The organism is Microcystis aeruginosa FD4 (genome assembly GCF_009792235.1).
In the GTDB taxonomy this organism is placed as follows: domain Bacteria; phylum Cyanobacteriota; class Cyanobacteriia; order Cyanobacteriales; family Microcystaceae; genus Microcystis; species Microcystis viridis.
This window is the reverse complement of sequence record NZ_CP046973.1, coordinates 992,238-1,011,165: the sequence shown is the minus strand read 5'-3', so window position 1 is coordinate 1,011,165 and position 18,928 is coordinate 992,238. Positions and strand designations below refer to the sequence as shown.

The 18,928-nt window shown below is 41.9% G+C and carries 18 protein-coding genes and 1 pseudogene; 9 read left to right on the top strand and 10 right to left on the bottom strand.

The genetic code is table 11. The features are described 5' to 3' along the window. Positions 1 to 80: 80 nt before the first annotated feature. The 3 genes from petG to GQR42_RS05160 all read right to left on the bottom strand — a co-directional run bounded on the left by petG (position 81) and on the right by GQR42_RS05160 (position 2,187). Positions 81 to 197 carry a cytochrome b6-f complex subunit V gene (petG, locus tag GQR42_RS05170; protein WP_002738052.1) on the bottom strand — a complete coding sequence of 39 codons (117 nt, stop codon included), beginning with the start codon at positions 195 to 197 and terminating at the stop codon, positions 81 to 83. A gap of 280 nt (positions 198 to 477) precedes the next feature. Further along, the gene (locus GQR42_RS05165; RefSeq protein WP_158199160.1) at positions 478 to 963 is read right to left on the bottom strand and encodes a hypothetical protein; all 486 of its coding nucleotides are present in this window, start codon (positions 961 to 963) and stop codon (positions 478 to 480) included. Between the two features lie 87 nt (positions 964 to 1,050). Then, positions 1,051 to 2,187, bottom strand: a complete 1,137-nt coding sequence (locus tag GQR42_RS05160; protein WP_158199159.1) for a metallophosphoesterase family protein — start codon at positions 2,185 to 2,187, stop codon at positions 1,051 to 1,053. A gap of 65 nt (positions 2,188 to 2,252) precedes the next feature. Here GQR42_RS05160 and trmB point away from each other — a divergent pair, with 65 nt between their 5' ends. From trmB to GQR42_RS05145, 3 genes are read left to right on the top strand one after another with little or no spacing between them, the layout of a single operon-like run. Then, on the top strand, positions 2,253 to 2,888 hold the full coding sequence (gene trmB, locus GQR42_RS05155; RefSeq protein ID WP_158199158.1) for a tRNA (guanosine(46)-N7)-methyltransferase TrmB: 636 nt from the start codon (positions 2,253 to 2,255) through the stop codon (positions 2,886 to 2,888). 34 nt (positions 2,889 to 2,922) lie between these two features. Beyond that, on the top strand, positions 2,923 to 3,531 hold the full coding sequence (locus GQR42_RS05150; RefSeq protein WP_158202392.1) for a hypothetical protein: 609 nt from the start codon (positions 2,923 to 2,925) through the stop codon (positions 3,529 to 3,531). Between the two features lie 19 nt (positions 3,532 to 3,550). Continuing rightward, entirely contained in the window at positions 3,551 to 4,351 is an 801-nt protein-coding gene (locus GQR42_RS05145; RefSeq protein WP_158199157.1) for a tetratricopeptide repeat protein, read from the top strand. 276 nt (positions 4,352 to 4,627) lie between these two features. Here the strand turns inward: GQR42_RS05145 and glgA are convergent, their stop codons facing one another. After that, on the bottom strand, positions 4,628 to 6,106 hold the full coding sequence (gene glgA, locus GQR42_RS05140) for a glycogen synthase GlgA (protein ID WP_158199156.1): 1,479 nt from the start codon (positions 6,104 to 6,106) through the stop codon (positions 4,628 to 4,630). 348 nt (positions 6,107 to 6,454) lie between these two features. After that, the gene (gene dacB / locus GQR42_RS05135; protein ID WP_158199155.1) at positions 6,455 to 7,879 is read right to left on the bottom strand and encodes a D-alanyl-D-alanine carboxypeptidase/D-alanyl-D-alanine endopeptidase; all 1,425 of its coding nucleotides are present in this window, start codon (positions 7,877 to 7,879) and stop codon (positions 6,455 to 6,457) included. 174 nt (positions 7,880 to 8,053) lie between these two features. On the opposite strand from dacB, the gene gorA reads away from it, so the two are divergent. Beyond that, the gene (gorA, locus tag GQR42_RS05130) at positions 8,054 to 9,406 is read left to right on the top strand and encodes a glutathione-disulfide reductase (protein ID WP_158199154.1); all 1,353 of its coding nucleotides are present in this window, start codon (positions 8,054 to 8,056) and stop codon (positions 9,404 to 9,406) included. Between the two features lie 70 nt (positions 9,407 to 9,476). On the opposite strand, the gene GQR42_RS05125 is transcribed toward gorA, so the two are convergent. Further along, on the bottom strand, positions 9,477 to 10,238 hold the full coding sequence (locus GQR42_RS05125) for a slipin family protein (protein WP_158199153.1): 762 nt from the start codon (positions 10,236 to 10,238) through the stop codon (positions 9,477 to 9,479). A 232-nt stretch (positions 10,239 to 10,470) separates the two neighbouring features. On the opposite strand from GQR42_RS05125, the gene GQR42_RS05120 reads away from it, so the two are divergent. From GQR42_RS05120 to GQR42_RS27450, 5 genes are all read left to right on the top strand, one after another. Next, positions 10,471 to 10,956, top strand: coding sequence for an allophycocyanin subunit alpha-B (locus GQR42_RS05120; RefSeq protein WP_052278103.1), 486 nt, complete (start codon positions 10,471 to 10,473; stop codon positions 10,954 to 10,956). Positions 10,957 to 11,185: 229 nt separating this feature from the next. Next, positions 11,186 to 11,698 (top strand): hypothetical protein, encoded by a 513-nt coding sequence (locus GQR42_RS05115; RefSeq protein ID WP_158199152.1) that lies wholly within the window; start codon positions 11,186 to 11,188, stop codon positions 11,696 to 11,698. A gap of 24 nt (positions 11,699 to 11,722) precedes the next feature. Next, positions 11,723 to 12,232 (top strand): tetratricopeptide repeat protein, encoded by a 510-nt coding sequence (locus GQR42_RS05110; RefSeq protein WP_158199151.1) that lies wholly within the window; start codon positions 11,723 to 11,725, stop codon positions 12,230 to 12,232. Continuing rightward, positions 12,232 to 13,056, top strand: coding sequence for an ABC transporter permease (locus GQR42_RS05105; RefSeq protein ID WP_158199150.1), 825 nt, complete (start codon positions 12,232 to 12,234; stop codon positions 13,054 to 13,056). Before GQR42_RS05110 ends, GQR42_RS05105 begins: the two co-directional genes overlap by 1 nt. A 142-nt stretch (positions 13,057 to 13,198) precedes the next feature. Beyond that, positions 13,199 to 13,375, top strand: coding sequence for a hypothetical protein (locus GQR42_RS27450; protein WP_199273272.1), 177 nt, complete (start codon positions 13,199 to 13,201; stop codon positions 13,373 to 13,375). 59 nt (positions 13,376 to 13,434) lie between these two features. Here GQR42_RS27450 and corA read toward each other — a convergent pair whose 3' ends face one another. From corA to GQR42_RS05085, 4 genes and pseudogenes are all read right to left on the bottom strand, one after another. Further along, positions 13,435 to 14,595: a magnesium/cobalt transporter CorA gene (gene corA, locus GQR42_RS05100; protein ID WP_158199149.1), complete on the bottom strand. Its 1,161-nt coding sequence runs from the start codon at positions 14,593 to 14,595 to the stop codon at positions 13,435 to 13,437. A gap of 91 nt (positions 14,596 to 14,686) precedes the next feature. Beyond that, the gene (locus GQR42_RS05095) at positions 14,687 to 15,964 is read right to left on the bottom strand and encodes a recombinase family protein (protein WP_158199148.1); all 1,278 of its coding nucleotides are present in this window, start codon (positions 15,962 to 15,964) and stop codon (positions 14,687 to 14,689) included. Between the two features lie 1,842 nt (positions 15,965 to 17,806). After that, complete coding sequence (locus GQR42_RS05090) at positions 17,807 to 18,292, bottom strand: DUF29 domain-containing protein (protein ID WP_158199147.1); 486 nt, start codon at positions 18,290 to 18,292, stop codon at positions 17,807 to 17,809. 232 nt (positions 18,293 to 18,524) lie between these two features. Then, a pseudogene (locus GQR42_RS05085) lies at positions 18,525 to 18,928 on the bottom strand (type II toxin-antitoxin system VapC family toxin).

Sequence of the window (18,928 nt, the reverse complement as noted above, 5' to 3'; positions counted from 1 at the left end):
TTTGCTATGTCAAAAAATCTCCCGTCTAGTGCCTAGCTGGATGGGAGATTTTCTCAATTCGGGGGATTGGCGTGATAGATTTAGTCTAAGCCGAATTGATTGCCCCGTTTGTACTGTAAATAGGCGGCAACGAACAAACCCGCTAGGGTAATGGGAATTAAGCCTAGGACAATCCCTAGCACTAAAGGTTCAATCACGTCTGTACTCCTTGGATTAGCAATTTTTCACCCGTATTTTATCCTAGCAGGGGTCGCCTGCGAAAGATAGGGCGAGCAGGGGGGAGATGGGGTTTGCGGCAAAAAGTTTTTCGTGGGGGTAGTGGGGTGTTGGGGTAGTGGGGTGGTCACTGCGTGCGCGTTGCGGGGGGTAGTGGGGAATTTAGCTGAAATTTCCCTAAATCCCTATCTCCCTAAATCCTATCTCCCGACTCCCCAAAAGGAAAACTTCCTATCTCACCATGAAGATAACTGCTGTACTTTAGGAGCGATCGAGAAAAAATTTTCTCAATTTGCCTTTACCCCAATAGCGATCGATTTCGTGCCAGAGATTGTGGAGACAAAAAACCACTGCGAGACAGAGAGTAACCGCAAGGATTTGAGAGAAACTTTCCCTTTGCCAAAATTTGGCCATTGCCTCCGAAATTACCCGCGTTCCCAGATAAGCTTCGATAAAACCCTCGATCGAGCCGAGAATCAGTGCTGCTAGGGTATAAACAAAGGTTCGATACAGAATACTAACGTAACGGGGTCGATTTTCTAACCATTCTAGCTTCATGGCTGCGTCGAGAATGGCCACGGTTTTTGCGGCAAGGATCGCTCCTACGATCGCTTTACCCAAAACGTAGGTAGTAATCGAATACTCTTCCAGAAATAATTTCATGATCAGAAGAATATAACCGAAAGCCAAGAAAAAAAACAGGGCAAGAGAACCGATTTTTTTTAATTCCTTTTTCAGTGCTTCCATTGATTTTTTTTGATATTTTCTGCCAATATAGCGGTCGCGCTGCCGGATAGTGCCATAACTATAGCTATAGTTAATTATTTATTGCAGCTATTCTCTCAACTCTACCAGCAAGTTTGAGCGCTGATAAGTAAACTGATGCTTGAAACTAATTACAGCTTGATTGTCGATAAAATGAGGATTACCGAGGGGATCGATGGCACTGAAAGCGTAAAAATAACGGCGTACTAGGGGCGGAAAATCGCTAAAATCGAAGATTGTGTCACCTTGGGCCACATCTGCCCAAAAATTGCGTAATTTTGGGGCTAATTCCTCCGCTAGACTCACGGGAAGATTGAGGGGATGACAGGTTAATAAACGCATCATAAAAGGATAAGAGCGATCGCCTAACCATTGCCGAGAAATAGCGGGTAAATTCTCCCATCCCGGTATATTTTGCAGATGAAAGGATTCTATGGCTAATTCAACCGTGTTTTCGCAATATTCTAACACCCGGTAGGGATGGGGATAACTGACGAGGGAACCGGTGGTAATTTCATAGATACCTCTGGTAAAAGCCAAATCTTGCACGTGGAGATGACCAGTAATCAACAATTTTACGCCGTTTTCCTGTAGTATATCGAGCAGTTCTACCGCATTAGCCAACATATAGCGTTTACCTAATTCATGATTGCTTTGTCCGGGTAAATGCTCGATAACGTTATGATGGATCATCACCATCACTAGATCGTTTTTTAGCGCTGGTAAAGTCTGTTTTAACCAATGCAATTGTTCTGCATCTAAACTGCCAATTTGTTTACCTTGGTCATCAAATTGATTGGAATTAAGACCGATTAATTGCACTCCTGGTAAAATTTCTTTTTGGTAGTATATTTGTTCGGGATGGCTGTAACCAAATTGTTGATAATAAAAGGGAAAATCAGCTAAACCGATCTGGTTTTCTGTTGCGGTTAAACTCAAAACATCATGATTACCCGGCACCACATAGACGGGAAAGGGTAAAGTGGCTAAACAATCGGCTAACCAACGATGATTTTCTGGTTCACCATCTTGGGTTAAATCGCCGGCAATCAGCAGAAAATCGAGGTTAAGGGTGATGAGATGGTCTAAAACAATTTTTAAAGCGGGAATACTCACTTCCACCAGATGAAAGCGATTAGAATGGTTCAAAATGGTTGTGGGTAAAGCGATATGAGGATCGCTGAGAATGGCGAAACGGAAATTCATCGCATTCAATTGGGCTAAATATCGGTAAACTAGATCGATCGAGGAGAAATGAGGAGAAAATATCTTTGGCTAAAGTTCGCGTTCGTCAGCACGTCAATCCCTTAAGTCATAAATATCGCCATCCGATCGCTCCCCCCGATTGGAATCAAGTTTATCAGGATATGACACTACCTCTCCATCTTGACATTGGTTGTGCGCGGGGTAAATTTTTGTTACAAATGGCCCAAGTATATCCAGAAATTAATTTTTTGGGGATTGAAATTCGTCAACCTTTGGTAATTGAAGCGAATCAGGAACGGGAAAGGTTAGGATTAAAAAATCTCGCTTTTGTTTTTGGCAATATGAATGTTACCCCAGAAATTTTCCTGCAATCTTTGCCCCCAGATAAGTTATTTTGGGTGTCGATTCAATTTCCCGATCCTTGGTTTAAACAGCGTCACAGTAAGCGTCGAGTCGTGCAGCCGGAATTAGTCATAGCTTTGGCTAAGTATATGGTATCTGGAGGCTGGGTTTTTTTACAGTCGGATGTGGAATCGATCGCCCTGGAAATGACGGAGAGATTTCAAGCACATCCCCATTTTGTTCGGCAACATCAAACCCCCTGGTTAGAGGAAAATATTTTCCCCGTACCGACGGAAAGGGAAAAGTCCACTTATAATAAAGGTCAACCAGTTTATCGCTCGCTTTTTCGAGTTCGGTAGCTTCAGTTAAAATATTTTGGCACTGTCTCAAATCATGGTTAGAAATCTCGACTCACCCCTAATACTTGAGGAGAATAATCGCCCCCCTGTCTCTCAATTGCTGGAATTTCTCTTAGCAACAGAAAAAAACAATAAAAAAACTAAAGAAAATCTTACTTTTGAGGCTTTGGTCGGTAATTGGCGATTATACTTGATCACGGGAACTCAAAAAGCGAAAAAGAGAGCGGGGATTGTTTTAGGTAAGGGTCGCTATCTACCATCCTGGTTAAAAATTACCATCTCTTACCAAAGAAATGAGAGCTTAGAACCGGGAGAATTTATCTCTGGAACCGTCAGCAATCACATAGTTTTAGGGGCAGTAAAACTATCTGTAAGCGGTCCAGTTAAGTTTTTTCCTAAAACCCGTCTTCTTGCCTTTGATTTTACCCGGCTCAACCTAACCCTATTTAATCGCTCTCTCTATTCAGGTTTTATTAGAAATGGCCAGGTAAGTGAAGCGAATTTTTATCAGGAAAGCATCAAAAAACAGGCATTTTTTGCCTATTTTTTGATCACAGAAACAATGATAGCAGCCCGGGGACGAGGGGGAGGATTAGCCCTTTGGGTAAAAGAGATAAGTGAGACACAACTAGCTGAAAAATAAGTTATTAGAGGAGAAATAGATGGGATATTCTATCGAGGTAGATGGGACAAATTTTGATAGTGAAGTGATCGAAAAATCCTATCTAAATACAGTGATTTTAGACTTTTATGCCCTCTGGTGTGGACCCTGTAAATTGGTAAAACCGATGCTAGAAAAACTAGCAAGTGAATATAATTTTATCCTAGCCAAAATAGATATAGATAAAAATCCCGAATTAGCCGAACAATACGATGTAGAAGGAGTTCCCGATGTGCGAATTGTCAGCAAGGGAGAAGTGTTACCCTGTTTTGTCGGTGCTTTGCCAGAAGAACAAATTAGAGACTTATTTTCCCGTCTCGATTTACAATCGGAATTAGAAACAGGATTAGCAGAAATACAAGAAGCGATCGCCCTCGATAATTTGCCCACAGCTAAACAATTATTTGATCGTCTTTTTCCCAAATATCCCAACGAACCGCGATTAATTATTATGGCGGTAAAATTTCTCATGCGTCTAGAAAAATGGTCTGATGCTTATCGATTAATCAGTGCTATTAAAGAGGAAAATCCCCCGATTAAAGGGTGGAAAACTCTCCTAGAATTTCAACAGTTAAAACCAGAAAATAATCCCCTCGATCCGATATTTTTTACTGGTATTAATTCCGCCTTAAAAGAAGATTATGCCGCCGCTTTAGATAAACTGATCAGCCTGGTGGGAGAAAGTAGAAAATATCGTCAGGATGGGGCAAGAAAAGCCATGTTAGCCATATTTCAGATTTTGGGAGTTAGTCATCCCCTCACCCAAGAATACCAAGCAAAGTTAACATTTCTGCTCTACTAGGTAGAGGAAAGAAAAGAGAGCTTCTTCAGTTATCGGTAAACAGTAAACATTGAAAAGAAAACGGTAACGGGTGCATCTCATATCTGTGACTTTCTCTCGTTGATGGTGAGCAGCAGAAGTTATTAAAAGAGGGCGAATGCAATTCGCCCCTACAATGATATTATTGCGGCAATGGTAGGGGCGCATCGTGGGCGCCCAAAATGTCATCTACAAACAAAGCAATTACCTAAAAATTGAAACAAACAACCCCCAGGGAATGGCTAGAGACAAGACAGCTTATTTGTGGCGAATCATTTCATAAAGGGCAACGTATTCTTCCCCGGGGTGATTCCAAGAGTAATCGCATTCCATACCTTGAATCGCTAATTTTTGGAATTCTTCTGGTTGAGTGTACCACAATTCTAATGCCCGGGACATGGCTGATTCGAGGGCATTATTATCGGGATCAAAAAAGACAAAACCATTGCGTTCTTCCGGTTGGTGATAGGTATCATAATCCCGATCAAAAACCGTATTAACCAAACCACCAACTCCCCGGACGATGGGAACGGTTCCGTATTTTAAGCTGATTACTTGTGTCAGTCCGCAGGGTTCAAAATTACTGGGAACCACAATCATATCAGCACCCGCATAAATGAGGTGAGATAATTCCTCATTAAAGCCCAATTCAATATGGACATCAGGGTTATTATTGAGGTGATTTTTCTCGTGCCAGAACCAGTTATTAATTAACGATTCGGTGGCGGAACCTAGGAGGACAAATTGCGCCCCGCGAGCTAAGGCATAATACATGGCATGGTGAACTAAATGCACGCCTTTTTGGTCATCTAAACGACCGACATAACAAATTAAGGGTTTTTCTGGTTCATCTCTTAACCAGAGTCTTTCTCTCAGTGCCTTTTTATTGCTTGCTTTCTCGGAGAAATTATCAATACCGTAGGGTGCAGGAATAAATTTATCCACTTCTGGGTTCCAGATATTGTAATCTAAACCGTTGAGAATGCCAGTAAATTTGTGTTGATGCAGGTGAATTGTATGGCCTAAACCGTAACTAACATCGGTGTGGTGTGCTTCCCAAGCATGGTGGGGCGAGACAGTATTGAAATAGTTAGAAAAAACGATCCCACCTTTCATAAAATTAATCACAAAAGGATTGAAGTTATCGCGCATTCGGGCATAGCTAAAGTAGTAAGTATCGTTATTTAATCCTGTTGCCCAGAGAATTTCCGCACCAGCAAATCCTTGATGTTTAAAGTTATGGATGGTGTAGAGAACGCGCTGATTGCCCATACCATGATATTTATAAATTTCAAAAAGTAAGGGCGGAATTAAACCGGTTTGCCAGTCGTGACAATGAATTATATCGGGACGTTTATTACTTCTGAGCAAAAATTCTAAAGCGGCTTTAGAGAAGAAAGCAAAACGCATATTATCGTCTTTGCAACCGTAGTAAGTACCGCGATTAAAGAAATTATCCTCCGAATTGGGTTGAATAAAGAAACACAAGCGCCCGTGTACCCAACCACAAAAAACGTTACAGTGAATTGCCCCACCGTACCAAGGCACCCACAGGTCGCGATAAGCCTCGTGTAAGCCCCAAATTTGGTCGTAGCGCATACAATCATACATGGGTAGGATTAGCTCCACGCAATGACCCCGAATTTCTAATTCCCGACTCAATCCATATACCACATCCCCCAATCCCCCAGCTTTAATCACTGGGGCGCACTCAGAGGCAACCTGAACTATATACATATATCAATAACTCCGTCGATTAATCTACAGGTCAGCTAGAAACAATTTTTACAAAAGTATACAATCTTCTGTGGTTAAATGACTCGATCGATCGAATTAGTTGCGGGTTGGGGAAGTGGGAATTATGAATTATGAATTATGAATTGGGGAGTGGGGTGTTGGGATGTTGGGGTGTTGGGGTGTTGGGGTGTTGGGGTAGTGGGGGAATTTAGCTGAAATTTCCCTATCTCCCTATCTCCCTATCTCCCTATCTCCCTATCTCCCTATCTCCCTATCTCCCCATCTCCCTATCTCCCTATCTCCCTATCTCCCCATCTCCCTATCTCCCCATCTCCAGGCTCCTGAAGATTAACAGCGTTTTAACTGTCCTAGGAGCAAAATCACCTCATCGATGCCGTTTCTGAGGGGACTGGCGGGTTTATCGCTGTTATTGACGGTTATGCTAAAGATTAGAGGTTGATTGTCGGCGGTTTCTAGATAACCGGCGAGGGCGATAACTCCAGTTAATGTCCCGGTTTTTGCCTGTAATCGTCCTTCTAGGGGAGTCTGGCGAAATCTATTGGTTAAAGTGCCATCAATGCCGCCAATGGCTAAAGAACGACGATAATCAGGTTTTTCTGCCATTAGTTGTAAAATTTGACCTAAAGTCTTGGGTTTAATCAGATTTTGTCGTGATAGCCCCGAACCATCGCCGATTTTATAACTATCGCTGTTAATTCCCAGTTTTGTTAAAGTTTCTTGCAATCCCGAGACACCGCCGATCATTTGTAGTAGGGTTTCGGCTAGTAAATTATCGCTATTTTTATTGACTTTTTCCACCAAATATGCTAGGGGTTCTGATTCTAAATTGGTGATTTCATCGCCGCGAATTTCTGAGCTAATTTCGGCGGTTTTAACGGTAATTCCCGCTTTTTCAAGGATATTACGCCAGCGATCGAGGAAATATTCCGAAGGTTGGGGAATAGCTAAATTAAAATCATCTTGACTATCAATAGCCAGAGAACCGGTGATAATCAGGCGATTATTGGCTAAATTGCCCTTAATTGCCAGAGTATTCGGGCTTCCTTGCGCCGCGGTGCTGGTTTGATTCTCAATTAGCCATTGTTGAGCGGCAATGGGATCAGACCATTGTAAATCTAAGCTTTGCCCCAATTGTCGCGGTAAAAGCCTTAAAGTGACGGAATTTTCGTTTAAAACCAAGCTAGAAGCGGGTACAGCATAGTCAAAAAAGACATCTTCCCATTCCCAGGTTTTTTGACTATCGGAGACGAGAAAAGGACTAGCAACGACAATTAAGCGAGAAATTGAGTTAATTCCCCGTGCTTTTAACTTTTCTGCTAATTTTTCTAACTTTTCTGTGGTTATGGTTGCATCTCCCCTCCCGACTAAGGTTAAAGTCTCTAAATTGGGGGGGTTGCCTTGGGCTAAAATGGGGGTTTTCAGACGATAATCGCGGTTAAATTTGGTTAAAGCGGCGGCAGTGGTTAATAATTTTGTGGTAGAAGCGGGAGTAAAAAAGTTATTTTCGTGGAGACTATAGAGATTTTCCTCAGAATTGAGAGATTTTACTAAAATTCCCCAATAAGCGCCTTGATAATCGGGGCGGGCTAAAATGCGATCGATCTTGGTGGCTAAGTCTGCGGGACAGATAAACTGGGAAGGGGGGGAATTGTCTTGACTGATGGGGGTTGCGAGGGTGACGGGATGGTTTACCCAGAGAAATAGGGAACAAGTCCCCAAGAGAAAAGATAATTTCGAGCGGCGTGTTAGCATAGAATTAAATCTTGGCAGTAGGTAAATTGACTCTAATTTAGCAAAATTAGTGACTATATTGTCCTAGTTACTCGATAGATTCGATTAGGGATTGATCCGAGATATTCTCTCCCCTTTTTGCCCAGAAAGTTTTTTGATTCCGTCAAATTTCTATTCATTTACGAGGATATTTTTATGAGTTATGATTTTGATTTATTGGTGATTGGTGGTGGTTCTGGGGGTATTGCCACCGCTAGACGGGCAGCCGAATACGGGGCAAAAGTGGGATTAGCAGAATATGATCGCTTGGGAGGAACCTGTGTTAATCGCGGCTGTATTCCCAAAAAATTAATGGTTTATTCTAGTCGTTTTCCGCAACTATTTAAGGATGCAGAAGGTTACGGTTGGAGTCGAGTAGAGAGTCAGTTAAATTGGCAAAAATTAATTAGTGCCGTTAATCAGGAAACTATCCGTTTAAATGGCATTTATCAAAAGATGCTCGATAATTCTCAAGTGACGCTTTTTCCTAATTATGCCAAGTTTCTTGATACCCATACCCTAGAGGTGGGAGACGAGAAAATTACTGCCGATAAAATTTTAATTGCCGTGGGGGGACATCCCGTTAAACCTAATATTCCGGGGATCGAACATACAGTAGTTTCTGATGCCATGTTTCAACTGCCAGAACAACCAAAAAGAATTATAGTTTTAGGGGCGGGATATATTGGGGTAGAATTTGCCGGTATTATGCACGGATTAGGGACAGAAGTGGTGCAGTTAATCCGTAAAGACAAGATTTTAAGAGGGTTTGATGAGGATATCCGCGATGAGATTCAAGCGGAAATGATCCGTCAGGGAATTAAAATTATGCCCGAAACTTTCCCCACTTCGATCGAGAAAACTGCCGAGGGGTTAAAAGTACATATTCAGGGGAAAGAAACCTCAGAAATTCTCTTTGTTGATGCCCTAGGATTAGCCGCTACGGGAAGAATTCCTAAGCTGGAAAAATTGGGCTTAGAGAATGTCAATGTCGAGGTAAAAAACGGGGCAATTGTCGTCAACGAGTATAGCCAAACCAGCGAAGAGAGTATCTATGCCGTGGGCGATTGTACCGATAAAATTAATTTAACTCCCGTGGCGATTAATGAGGGGCGAGCTTTTGCCGATACAGTCTTCGGTAATAAACCCCGGTTAATGAGTTATGAAAACGTTCCTTCAGCAGTATTTTCTACTCCTGAAGCGGCGACGGTGGGATTAACAGAATTGCAAGCCAAAAAACAATATGGTGACACGGGGATTAAAGTTTATCGGTCTAAATTCCGCCCTGGTTACAATGTTTTACCGGCCCGAGAGGACAAAACTTTGATGAAATTAGTTGTTCATCAGGAAAGTGGTAAAATCCTTGGGGCGCACATGGTGGGAGATCATGCCGCCGAAATTATTCAAGGAGTAGCCATTGCCGTAAAAATGGGCGCAACAAAAGCCGATTTTGATGCCACTGTCGGCATTCACCCCAGTGCTGCCGAGGAATTTGTCACCATGCGTTAATTAACAATTTTAGGTGTGTTAAACCAACCTAACACACCAGAGAAAATTAACCCTTTTGGCTATTGACAATTCAGCCATTTTGTGATATTTTATCGGTTAATTTTTGAGCCAGATTTAAGATATCGGAGGGGAGCATAATCACGGTACTGGTGTTATTTTCCGCTCCAATTTCCGTTAACATTTGTAGGCGGCGTAATTCCAAAGCTGCGGGATTTTCCATGATTAATCGGGAAGCTTCCGCTAATTTTAGGGAGGCTTCCTGTTCTGCGGCAGCTTTAATCAAACGGGCGCGTTTTTCTCGCAATGCTTCCGCTTCCTTGGCCATAGCTCGCTGCATAGCGGTGGGAATTTCCACATCTTTCATCTCCACCCGTTCGATATCAATGCCCCAGGGTTCGCTAATTTCATCGACAATTTGTTGGACTGCATGATTAATTTTGTCTCGTTTTTGCAAGACATCATCGAGATGATTTTGACCAACTACATTTCTTAAAGTGGTCATGGCCGCTTGATAAACGGCTGCGGGATAGGATTCAACTTTATTAATCGCTTTGTTGGGGTCGATAATGCGATAGTAGAGAACCGCATTAACCTTGATTGTGACATTATCGGCGGTGACAGTTTCTTGCGGGGCGATATCGACGGTTTTGGTGCGAATATCCACCCGCATTTTTTGGTCAACTAGGGGAATGATCCAGTACAGTCCGGGGCCTTTGGTGTCTTGATAACGCCCTAGACGAAAGATAACACCACGCTGGTATTCTCGATCGATTTTAAAGCCATTTAATCCCAGAATGCCCGCTATCAACAAGAAGGGTGCTAAAAATTCCATATTAATTACCACTTATCGGGTTCAAGTTCATCAGTGTGCGGTGACATCTCAATTGCCATCTCCTCGCTCCTGACCACTAATACATTCATTCTAGAGAGTAACTAGGCTGTCGGGGAAACTGATAACGAAATATTACAATTTTTCGGAATTGCCCAACCAGCAGGGATGACTCGACTTCCAGACCCCGACCTGAGATAAACTACAGAATGTTATCAGAATTTACCTTGATATTATGAGCGTAGTTAGCCAAGTCATCCTCAAAGCCGACGACGAACTTCGTTATCCTAGTAGTGGTGAACTACAGGGTATCGGGCAATTTTTAAAAACCGGTGAGCAGAGAATTCGCATTGCCGAAACTCTCGCTGAAAATGAGAAAAAAATCGTCGATCAGGCTCAAAAACAACTGTTCAAGAAACGTCCCGATTATAGAGCGCCGGGGGGTAATGCCTACGGTCAGCGTCAATATAATCAATGCTTGCGCGATTATGGTTGGTATCTGCGTCTAGTTACCTATGGGGTATTAGCCGGAGATAAAGCACCGATCGAACAAACCGGTCTGATCGGGGTCAAAGAGATGTATAACTCTCTTAATGTTCCCGTCCCCGGCATGGTGGAAGCGATTCGTTGTCTCAAAGAGGCCGCTTTAGGTCTTTTGACTCAAGAGGATGCCGTGGAAGCAGCCCCCTACTTCGACTTTATCATCCAGTATATGTCCTAAGCGATCGGGACAATCCCAAGGGCCTGAAGTCTGAAAAGGGGCAATTTTCCCCTCTTTCAGGGTTCAGGCTTGACTTTTTTCAGTGATCAGTGATCAGTAAACAGTAATCAGTGAAAAGACAGTAGTAAACTGGCATTTGATCAGGCTCACTTAATACATACTGCTCACTTAAGACTCAAAACTGATAACTAATAACTCAAAACTGATAACTGATAACTGATAACTGATTATGTTTTGGCGCATTATACTACTGACTTTTCTAATACCATCGGTCTATGGGGTGTTTGGCTGGTCAATCGCCCATGAGCGTTTATCATGGAGTGATTGGTTACTTGCCCGCGGTGATGAGATGAATTGGACTCTCACTAGCGAATGGCTAGAAATCATCATCTATATCCTAGCGGTAGGGGTTATCCTCTCAATTGCCCTAGGATTAACTCTGTTTAGTCACCTAATGTCGGTATTTTTCCGCAGTTGGCTCAAAAACGATATTAGCGCTGTATTATCAATTCTCGGCTGGTCTTTGGCGGTAGTCTTTATCTTCCACAAGTGGGCGCTATTTAGTCGAGTTTTAATTCTGTTAGCCGCTACTATCCTCGGTCGTCTAGAACTTCAGGAAGCAGGTTACAATAGGTGGCAAGTTTTCCTGATGCTCACCATCCTCTGCTTAGGTAGTTTTGGCTTGGGAATTTGGGCTTATAATCTTTGGGGTCACGAATTTCATCGAGTCACCAATAGTTAATCTTATCTCTAATCTTTAAAAATTATGCCAAAAAAAAATAACGATACGCTCAAACGAGTCTTAATTGTTTCCTCTGGCTTAGTATTTCTGGCTTTAATGGTGGTGCCAACTTTAGGTTTATGGAAGAATAATAATTCTAATTCCCCCCAAGGCAATCAACCTGAGCAACAGGCAACTATTCCCCCCGAAAAATTAGCAGAAATGGTCAAAGGTTACGAGAAAATTCTCGAACGTGAACCGGATAACCCCACTGCTTTGCAAGGACTGGCCCAGGCTCGCTTACAGTTAAAAGATTTTATCGGAGCCAGAGAACCTTTAGAAAAGTTATATCAAAAATATCCCGACAATCTGGAAGTTATGCTAGTTCTTTATGGAACAAGATTACAAACTCAAGACGTTTCTGGAGCTAAAAGTATCCTAGAAAAGTTAGTCAAAAACTATCCCCAAGAACCGAAGTTTAAAGAAGAATTAACTCGTTTAAATCAAGCGATTGCGGAGGCTTCTAAACAGCAACCACCAGAACCTAAAAAGTAATGAAAAAAGAATTAATTATTGAAGCTGGGCGAAGTGAAAGACAATATTGGCGGGATTTATGGCAATACCGAGAATTATTTTATTTCTTGGCTTGGCGCGATATTTTAGTTCGTTATAAACAAACTTTTATCGGCATTGCTTGGGCATTACTGCGGCCATTTTTAACCATGTTAGTCTTTACTTTTGTCTTCGGTAAATTAGCCCGTTTGCCTAGTGATGGCGCTGCTCCCTATCCAATTTTGGTCTTTGCGGGGGTCTTACCCTGGCAATTTTTCGCCAGTTCTCTCGCTGAAGCTAGTAATAGTTTAATCGATAATGCTAATCTAATTTCTAAGGTATATTTTCCCCGGTTAATTGTTCCCACCAGTGCCGTTATTGTCAGTTTTGTTGATTTTCTGCTTTCAGGAATGATTCTGTTAGGGTTAATGGCTTGGTATAATTTTTTACCTAGTTGGCGCATTTTAACCCTACCTTTATTCATTCTCATGGCTTTTGCTACCTCTATGGGTGGGGGTTTATGGTTATCAGCATTAAATGTTCAATTTCGCGATTTTCGTTATATCGTTCCCTTTATCATTCAGTTTGGGCTATATATTTCTCCCGTAGGATTTAGTAGTAATATAGTTCCAGAAAAATGGCGTTGGTTGTACTCTCTCAATCCCATGGTGGGAGTCATTGATGGTTTTCGTTGGGCGATTATCGGAGGTGATGCCAGCATCTATTGGCCCGGATTCCTGCTATCCTTAGCCCTAGTCGTCCTCTTGCTAGTCAGTGGTATTTGGTATTTTCGACGACTAGAAAGAAACTTCGCCGATATCATCTAACCCTGACATTAGCTAACTTTTTTAGATAAGAACTTTTTCGAGAATATATGATCGGCCTATAATAATAACTGTAGTCACCCCTATCCTTTAGCGATAATTCTTGGTTTAGGGTTGATGTCCTTCAGCGCAAGCGAGATTGGTTATGAAAATTAGCGAACTAGAAAACTACTTGGCTCAGGTTAAGTCAGAGATTGGTGACATCGATATCGTCTATCAATGTCGCAACCAGCACTATAGTTGGTTGGACAAAATGAGAAGCCATCAACTGAAAGTGTTAAAAAATACCGCCGACACTAAATTATTAATTTCTCTGCAATAGCCATTTTCTCTGGCTAGATGCCGGTAAGGTAATCCGGTCCGCTTAATCTGCTTAACAGTTTATCTTTTCTTCCCTGTCGATAGGTTCTTAAACCAGCCGCGTCGCCAAAAGAAAATGATTAAACTGAAAGCAACGGTTAGCATCAACACCCAGACGAACACATAGCCCCAATACCATTCTAATTCGGGCATATTATAGGGGGATTTCTCAGGATTAAAGTTCATGCCATAAATACCGACAATGAAGGTGAGAGGGATAAAAATCGTCGAGATTACCGTTAAAGTTTTCATAATCTCGTTCATTTTATTACTGACGGAAGACAGGTAAAAATCCATTAAACCATTGGCAAATTCCCGGTAATTTTCGATAACATCGAGGATTTGTACCACGTGGTCATAACAGTCCCTTAGATAGGGTTTAATCGTTGTATCGATGACAATATACTCATCCCGCAAAAGAGCATTGAGGGTGTCTCTTTGCGGCCAAATTGCTCGTCGCAGGGAGAGTAATTCCTGACGTAGTTGGTAAATTTTTGATAAAGTCTGTTCCGTGGGACTAGCTAAAATTTCGTTTTCTAACTCCTCGATTCTTTCTCCGTAGGACTCCAAAACAGGAAAATAACCGTCAATAATGGCATCCCAAATTGCGTAGGCTAAATAACCAGATTTTTGCTGCCGGATGGAACCTTTATTCAAACGGATTCTTTCCCTAACTCCCTCTAAAGAATCGTATTGTCCTTCTTCCTGCACGGTTAAAACATAATTCTTCCCGACTATTAAACTGATTTGTTCTAGCAAAAAACCCTGATGATCGATCAGGATAGCCATTGGCACTATTATTAAAATATAATTCTCGCATTCTTCCACTTTTGGTCTTTGGGGAATACTGACTATATCCTCAAGGGTTAAGGGATGTAAATGAAAAATTTCCCCCAACTCTTGCAGTTTATCTTCATTACCCAAACCGACAATATCAATCCAAGAGATGGAATCATTGGATAAATATTTAAGACAGTCTTTCGGTAAGAGATTATTAACTCTAGTGGCTTGTTGGGGGTTATAATTAATTAAAAATATCTCGGTAGCTACGGCATTTTCATCGATGGTGATTAACCCCGGCATCGTCCCGGGTTGGTTATAGTGATAATCGTAAAGGTGGGGTTTTGTCCGGGAGGATTTTCGCCCTTTTTTATACCTGATTAATCTTTTGTGATTGCTCATAGTTGAGATCGATCGCTGTTAGCCTTTTTCTTAGCATTGTTCGCTCAAAAATGCCGCAATTTTTAGCTAACTTTAAGATTATCCAAGATTGTTAAAAAACGAATATTAAACGTAAATGCCAATTATTAGCCGTTTCCCTCTCGATTTCGATGCGACGGATAAACTCGCGAAAATAAAAACGGCGCTCGATTTCCGATAAATCTCGCCAAAATTGCGGAAAAGCAACGGCACGAGCGATAATAGTCAGGTTATCGGGGGGTAATTGGTCTAAAAGTCCTTGAATCTGCGCGATCTCGTTTTTCAGTTTATAGGCCCTGAGATTAGCCGTTTCTTGATCTAAAATTCCCGCTGCTTCTAGGGAGGGCAATTGCGACAAAATATCGTTTTTTTGCCCTATTTCCTCGCTCATTCCCCGTTTGATCGCCTCTAAATCTGGTAAAGATATCTGAGCGATCGTCGGTGGTAGGTCTTGACAAATGCGATCGATTGTGCTATCGAGAATTTTTTCGTAAGCAATCGCCGAACATTTTTTTGTCCGGGGACATTGCAAAGGTCGCAAATAGAGGTATTCTGTGCCTTTTCCTCGCGCTGTCACTTTGGTAATCGTCATCCCCGATTGACATTGACTACAGACGACTAAACCCGCTAAGGAACGCGGAGCGCTGGCACTGCGGGGGGGTAATTTGCGATTATTTCTCAGGATGCGATCGATCTGGGCTGCTTCTTCCCGGGAGATAATCGGGGTGTGGGTATCGGGGATAATATCTTGACCGAGATAGCACAAATCACCGCGATAAACGGGATTAGTCAGCCATTTATGGGCAGTAGCTACTGATATCTTTTTGCCGTAGCGTTTTTCTAAGTAGCGCACCGTGGAACGCAGGGAAGCGGAAATCAAAAAGCGATCAAAAAAGTCTTTGACTACTGGTGCGGTACTGCGATCGAGTATATAACGCTCCTTGCCACGACGATAACCGTAGGGGGCTTTCCCGGGGGGAGGCAAAGCTTGCAGACGATTGTGAGCGTGAGATGCTTTTAAACGGTTACTTAGTTCGTTTTTTGATATTTCTTGCAGAATCTTGGCAAAATTCAGCTTATAATCTGGGTTTTCTAAGGCAATTATATCTATGTCGAGGGCTTCTAAGGATTGTAAAATTTTGCTAACTTCCGTGCCATTGTCTCCCAATTCTGCTATGCGACGCAGGATCAGCAGTTGGGGGGGAGTCCCTTGACAATCGCGGAGAAGTTGCTGCCGTTGTGAGCGATCGCCAAAATCCTGATACACTTGTTCGGGAGAATAGGCCCAAATCGAGGCATCGGGGGGACTATCGAGCAGGGGGTTGGTATAGGTGTAGGCGATAATTTTCATGTTTTGCCGAAATCCTCCTATAGATAAGGGACTTGCGCTTTGATAATAGACCTTTTGGGCGAACGCAGTTCGCCCCTACATTGTGGACAAAATCCGTTACTGTAGGGGCGCAAAGCTTGCGCCCTCCGCGCGGAGGGGGTTTGCTGATCACCCTAAGTAGGGCGAGAGCCTTCGAGAGCCCCCTTCCAATAAGGGACTTGCGCTTTGATCCTGTGCCATCTGGCTGGTCTGATTCTTCTACAGAGCGATTTTCAAAGCTGGGATATTATTCCCACGCCAGTCCCTAAGCTGTACTGCTGAAAAAATGACGTACCCCACTGCTACAAAAACAGCCTACAACATTAGACTAAATCCAGTTATTAAAGACTGATTATTTATAGCGTTTCTGATTCACAAGAGGTACATTTCCGATACTGAACAGCTTAATCAGCAAAGGTTTAAGTGTGCCGCACAGATGCGAGAACCGCTATATAAGTAGTCGGACATAAATTCTGTTGTCTATCTTAAGAAATGTAAATTGCCGCAATTCTTACTGACTCGGAGACTCGGAGACTCGGAGACTCCTTACCCCACAGTTAACTTTACTTTTGTCCAACTACTTACAACCCCGTAGAAATGTTAGATTTCAGGGGTGGTGATAATTATCTATCCATCCCTCGCACCGATCAATCTAGGAGATAAGGGACTTGCGCTTTGATAATAGACCTTTTGGGCGAACGCAGTTCGCCCCTACATTGTGGACAAAATCCGTTACTGTAGGGGCGCAAAGCTTGCGCCCTCCGCGCGGAGGGGGTTTGCTGATCACCCTAAGTAGGGCGAGAGCCTTCGAGAGCCCCCTTCCAATAAGGGACTTGCGCTTTGATAATGTGCCATCTGGCTGGTCTGATTCTTCTACAGAGCGATTTTCGGCGTTGCTGAATCAAGGTATGAATGACAACCTTGCACCCATCCAAAAGTTAGTTTGGGTCTAGGTTTTAAAAATCCCACACAAGAAGATTCATAGCTCAAATCAGCAACGCCAGAAAAGAGCTAAAAATCTGCATTGATGCCAAGTGGATAATTTAAGCGCATCTTATTATCGCAAATTTGGGTTAAAAACCCCGTCGTTTTAGAACAGCTTTCCTTGATCTATAATACAGCACTTAAGAACTTGCAAGGGCGCACCTCCCGCAGAAGAAACAAAATAATACTAAATCCGTTGAGTATAGGTAACATATTAGGATAGGCACTCATGCAAGAGGCAAGAGGCAAAAGGGGGAATAGATAATCAGTTTTTAATAACTGGATTTAGTATAACTAGGGGACAAAAGAGCATCTTTTCCATCTGGTTTAGGATCACCAGCTTGTCCATATCTGCCACTAGAAACGACTCTAAAACCGATAGTCTCTCAGCTAGGGAAAGGATGTTCCCATTCAGTTAATTTCTAAGCGCGAGTAGAGAGAATAATGCGAGTTCCCTTAATACAGACTGGGTGCATCTCAATTTTGGAGAAATATCTGTATAGCGGTTTTCAGTCTAATAAGGTATAGTAAATCCCTTGATAGATAGGCGTTTCAGCGTTTCAATCGGGACTCACTTGTGTGAAAACCGCTATATTACAGGGCGCACGCGGTGCGCCCCTACCATTGGCGCCATAATATTATTGTAGGGGCGAATTGCCTTCCCCCTCTTTGAATAACTTCTGCTGCTCACCATCAGTGAGAGAAAGTCACAAATAGGAGATGCACCCTACAGAATTTACCGCAACATACCAGAGTATCACTAACGATTATTTCTTGCCATTGCATCATTTTATTGTCGGCTATTGTTGAGCTTTTGAATAATTTTATCATCTTTAATGTCTAATCTTCACAGTTGAACCAATTTTTATCTAATAATTGCTCTAAACTGTAAGGACATTCTGGAGGAAAATCGCCAGAAAAACCAGTTTTTTCTTGAACATAGGCTAAAGCATCCTCATAGATTATCGCTAATTCCTCAGCTAAATAATTCTGTAAATTTGTCGTTAAATATTTTCTTAATTGCGTGCGAAAACTGATAATTTCCGCTCGCCAATGATTCCCATTTATTTCTACTTCTGTTGTCCAATAGTGTAAAAGTAATAAATGCCTGATCACTTGTTCAAGTAAGCTACTGACTCGGTTTTTATCTCTTTTACTCAAGCTTTCTAATTCCTCAATTAAATGGATTACATCTAATTCATCTATGCGATTTTCCTTGAGGAGTTTTATCGTTTCCTCTAACCAAAGATGTTGATCAATTTCGTAAAGTAGGGGCAGGGTTTCTCCTCCCTCTACTTGCCAGGGATTCTGATTTAAAGTTTTCATTTCGTTGTTGACGGTTTTTAATAGGAAATAAGTACCCTCATATATATATTAGGCCACTTTCTCCTAATTTTGATAGTAACACGGGAAAAATCACCGCCCCCCTGACAGTGCGATGCCAAAGGCACTGCGTAGCAGTACGCCAACCTTGCAGGGTGCGTTACACTACGTTAACGCACATTTTTACTGACTCAAGCTATTAAAATATGGCGGATGAATTAAAGATTGGGTTCATTTATAACTCTACCCAATTCTCTAAACTTAATCCTTCAACCCTTAATAAATCACTGTCATTAGAAACAACAATTAAACTTTTAAATATAGCAGTAGCAGCAATTAAAATATCTTCTGTTTGTATGGGTAATCCTCTTAATCTAAGATCAGCATGAATTTCGGATGCTTTTCTAAAATAGCTAAATCATCTAATAAAATAATTTGATAATCCTGACAAAGTTTGTTAAATCTTTCTCTTTGTTTAGGTGCAGCAACTGCCAAAAATTACCTCTTAATTTCAAAATAAGTAATGCAACTGATAAAGATACTTTTTCTTTGAGCTTTGACATCTTCAATTTTTTGATAAACTTCAAGATTACGCTTAATAATCAAAGAAACGATATTAGTATCTAGCAAATAAATCAT

Excerpts from the sequence above, each read along its gene's own strand:
- GQR42_RS05160 (WP_158199159.1), bottom strand. The coding sequence starts at position 2,187 with ATGAATTTCCGTTTCGCCATTCTCAGCGATCCTCATATCGCTTTACCC.
- dacB (WP_158199155.1), bottom strand. The coding sequence starts at position 7,879 with ATGCTAACACGCCGCTCGAAATTATCTTTTCTCTTGGGGACTTGTTCC.
- GQR42_RS05095 (WP_158199148.1), bottom strand. The coding sequence starts at position 15,964 with ATGAAAATTATCGCCTACACCTATACCAACCCCCTGCTCGATAGTCCC.
- gorA (WP_158199154.1), top strand. The coding sequence starts at position 8,054 with ATGAGTTATGATTTTGATTTATTGGTGATTGGTGGTGGTTCTGGGGGT.
- GQR42_RS05120 (WP_052278103.1), top strand. The coding sequence starts at position 10,471 with ATGAGCGTAGTTAGCCAAGTCATCCTCAAAGCCGACGACGAACTTCGT.
- GQR42_RS27450 (WP_199273272.1), top strand. The coding sequence starts at position 13,199 with ATGAAAATTAGCGAACTAGAAAACTACTTGGCTCAGGTTAAGTCAGAG.
- corA (WP_158199149.1), bottom strand. The coding sequence starts at position 14,595 with ATGAGCAATCACAAAAGATTAATCAGGTATAAAAAAGGGCGAAAATCC.
- GQR42_RS05105 (WP_158199150.1), top strand. The coding sequence starts at position 12,232 with ATGAAAAAAGAATTAATTATTGAAGCTGGGCGAAGTGAAAGACAATAT.
- GQR42_RS05150 (WP_158202392.1), top strand. The coding sequence starts at position 2,923 with ATGGTTAGAAATCTCGACTCACCCCTAATACTTGAGGAGAATAATCGC.
- GQR42_RS05145 (WP_158199157.1), top strand. The coding sequence starts at position 3,551 with ATGGGATATTCTATCGAGGTAGATGGGACAAATTTTGATAGTGAAGTG.
- GQR42_RS05090 (WP_158199147.1), bottom strand. The coding sequence starts at position 18,292 with ATGAAAACTTTAAATCAGAATCCCTGGCAAGTAGAGGGAGGAGAAACC.
- GQR42_RS05125 (WP_158199153.1), bottom strand. The coding sequence starts at position 10,238 with ATGGAATTTTTAGCACCCTTCTTGTTGATAGCGGGCATTCTGGGATTA.
- GQR42_RS05115 (WP_158199152.1), top strand. The coding sequence starts at position 11,186 with ATGTTTTGGCGCATTATACTACTGACTTTTCTAATACCATCGGTCTAT.
- glgA (WP_158199156.1), bottom strand. The coding sequence starts at position 6,106 with ATGTATATAGTTCAGGTTGCCTCTGAGTGCGCCCCAGTGATTAAAGCT.
- GQR42_RS05165 (WP_158199160.1), bottom strand. The coding sequence starts at position 963 with ATGGAAGCACTGAAAAAGGAATTAAAAAAAATCGGTTCTCTTGCCCTG.
- GQR42_RS05110 (WP_158199151.1), top strand. The coding sequence starts at position 11,723 with ATGCCAAAAAAAAATAACGATACGCTCAAACGAGTCTTAATTGTTTCC.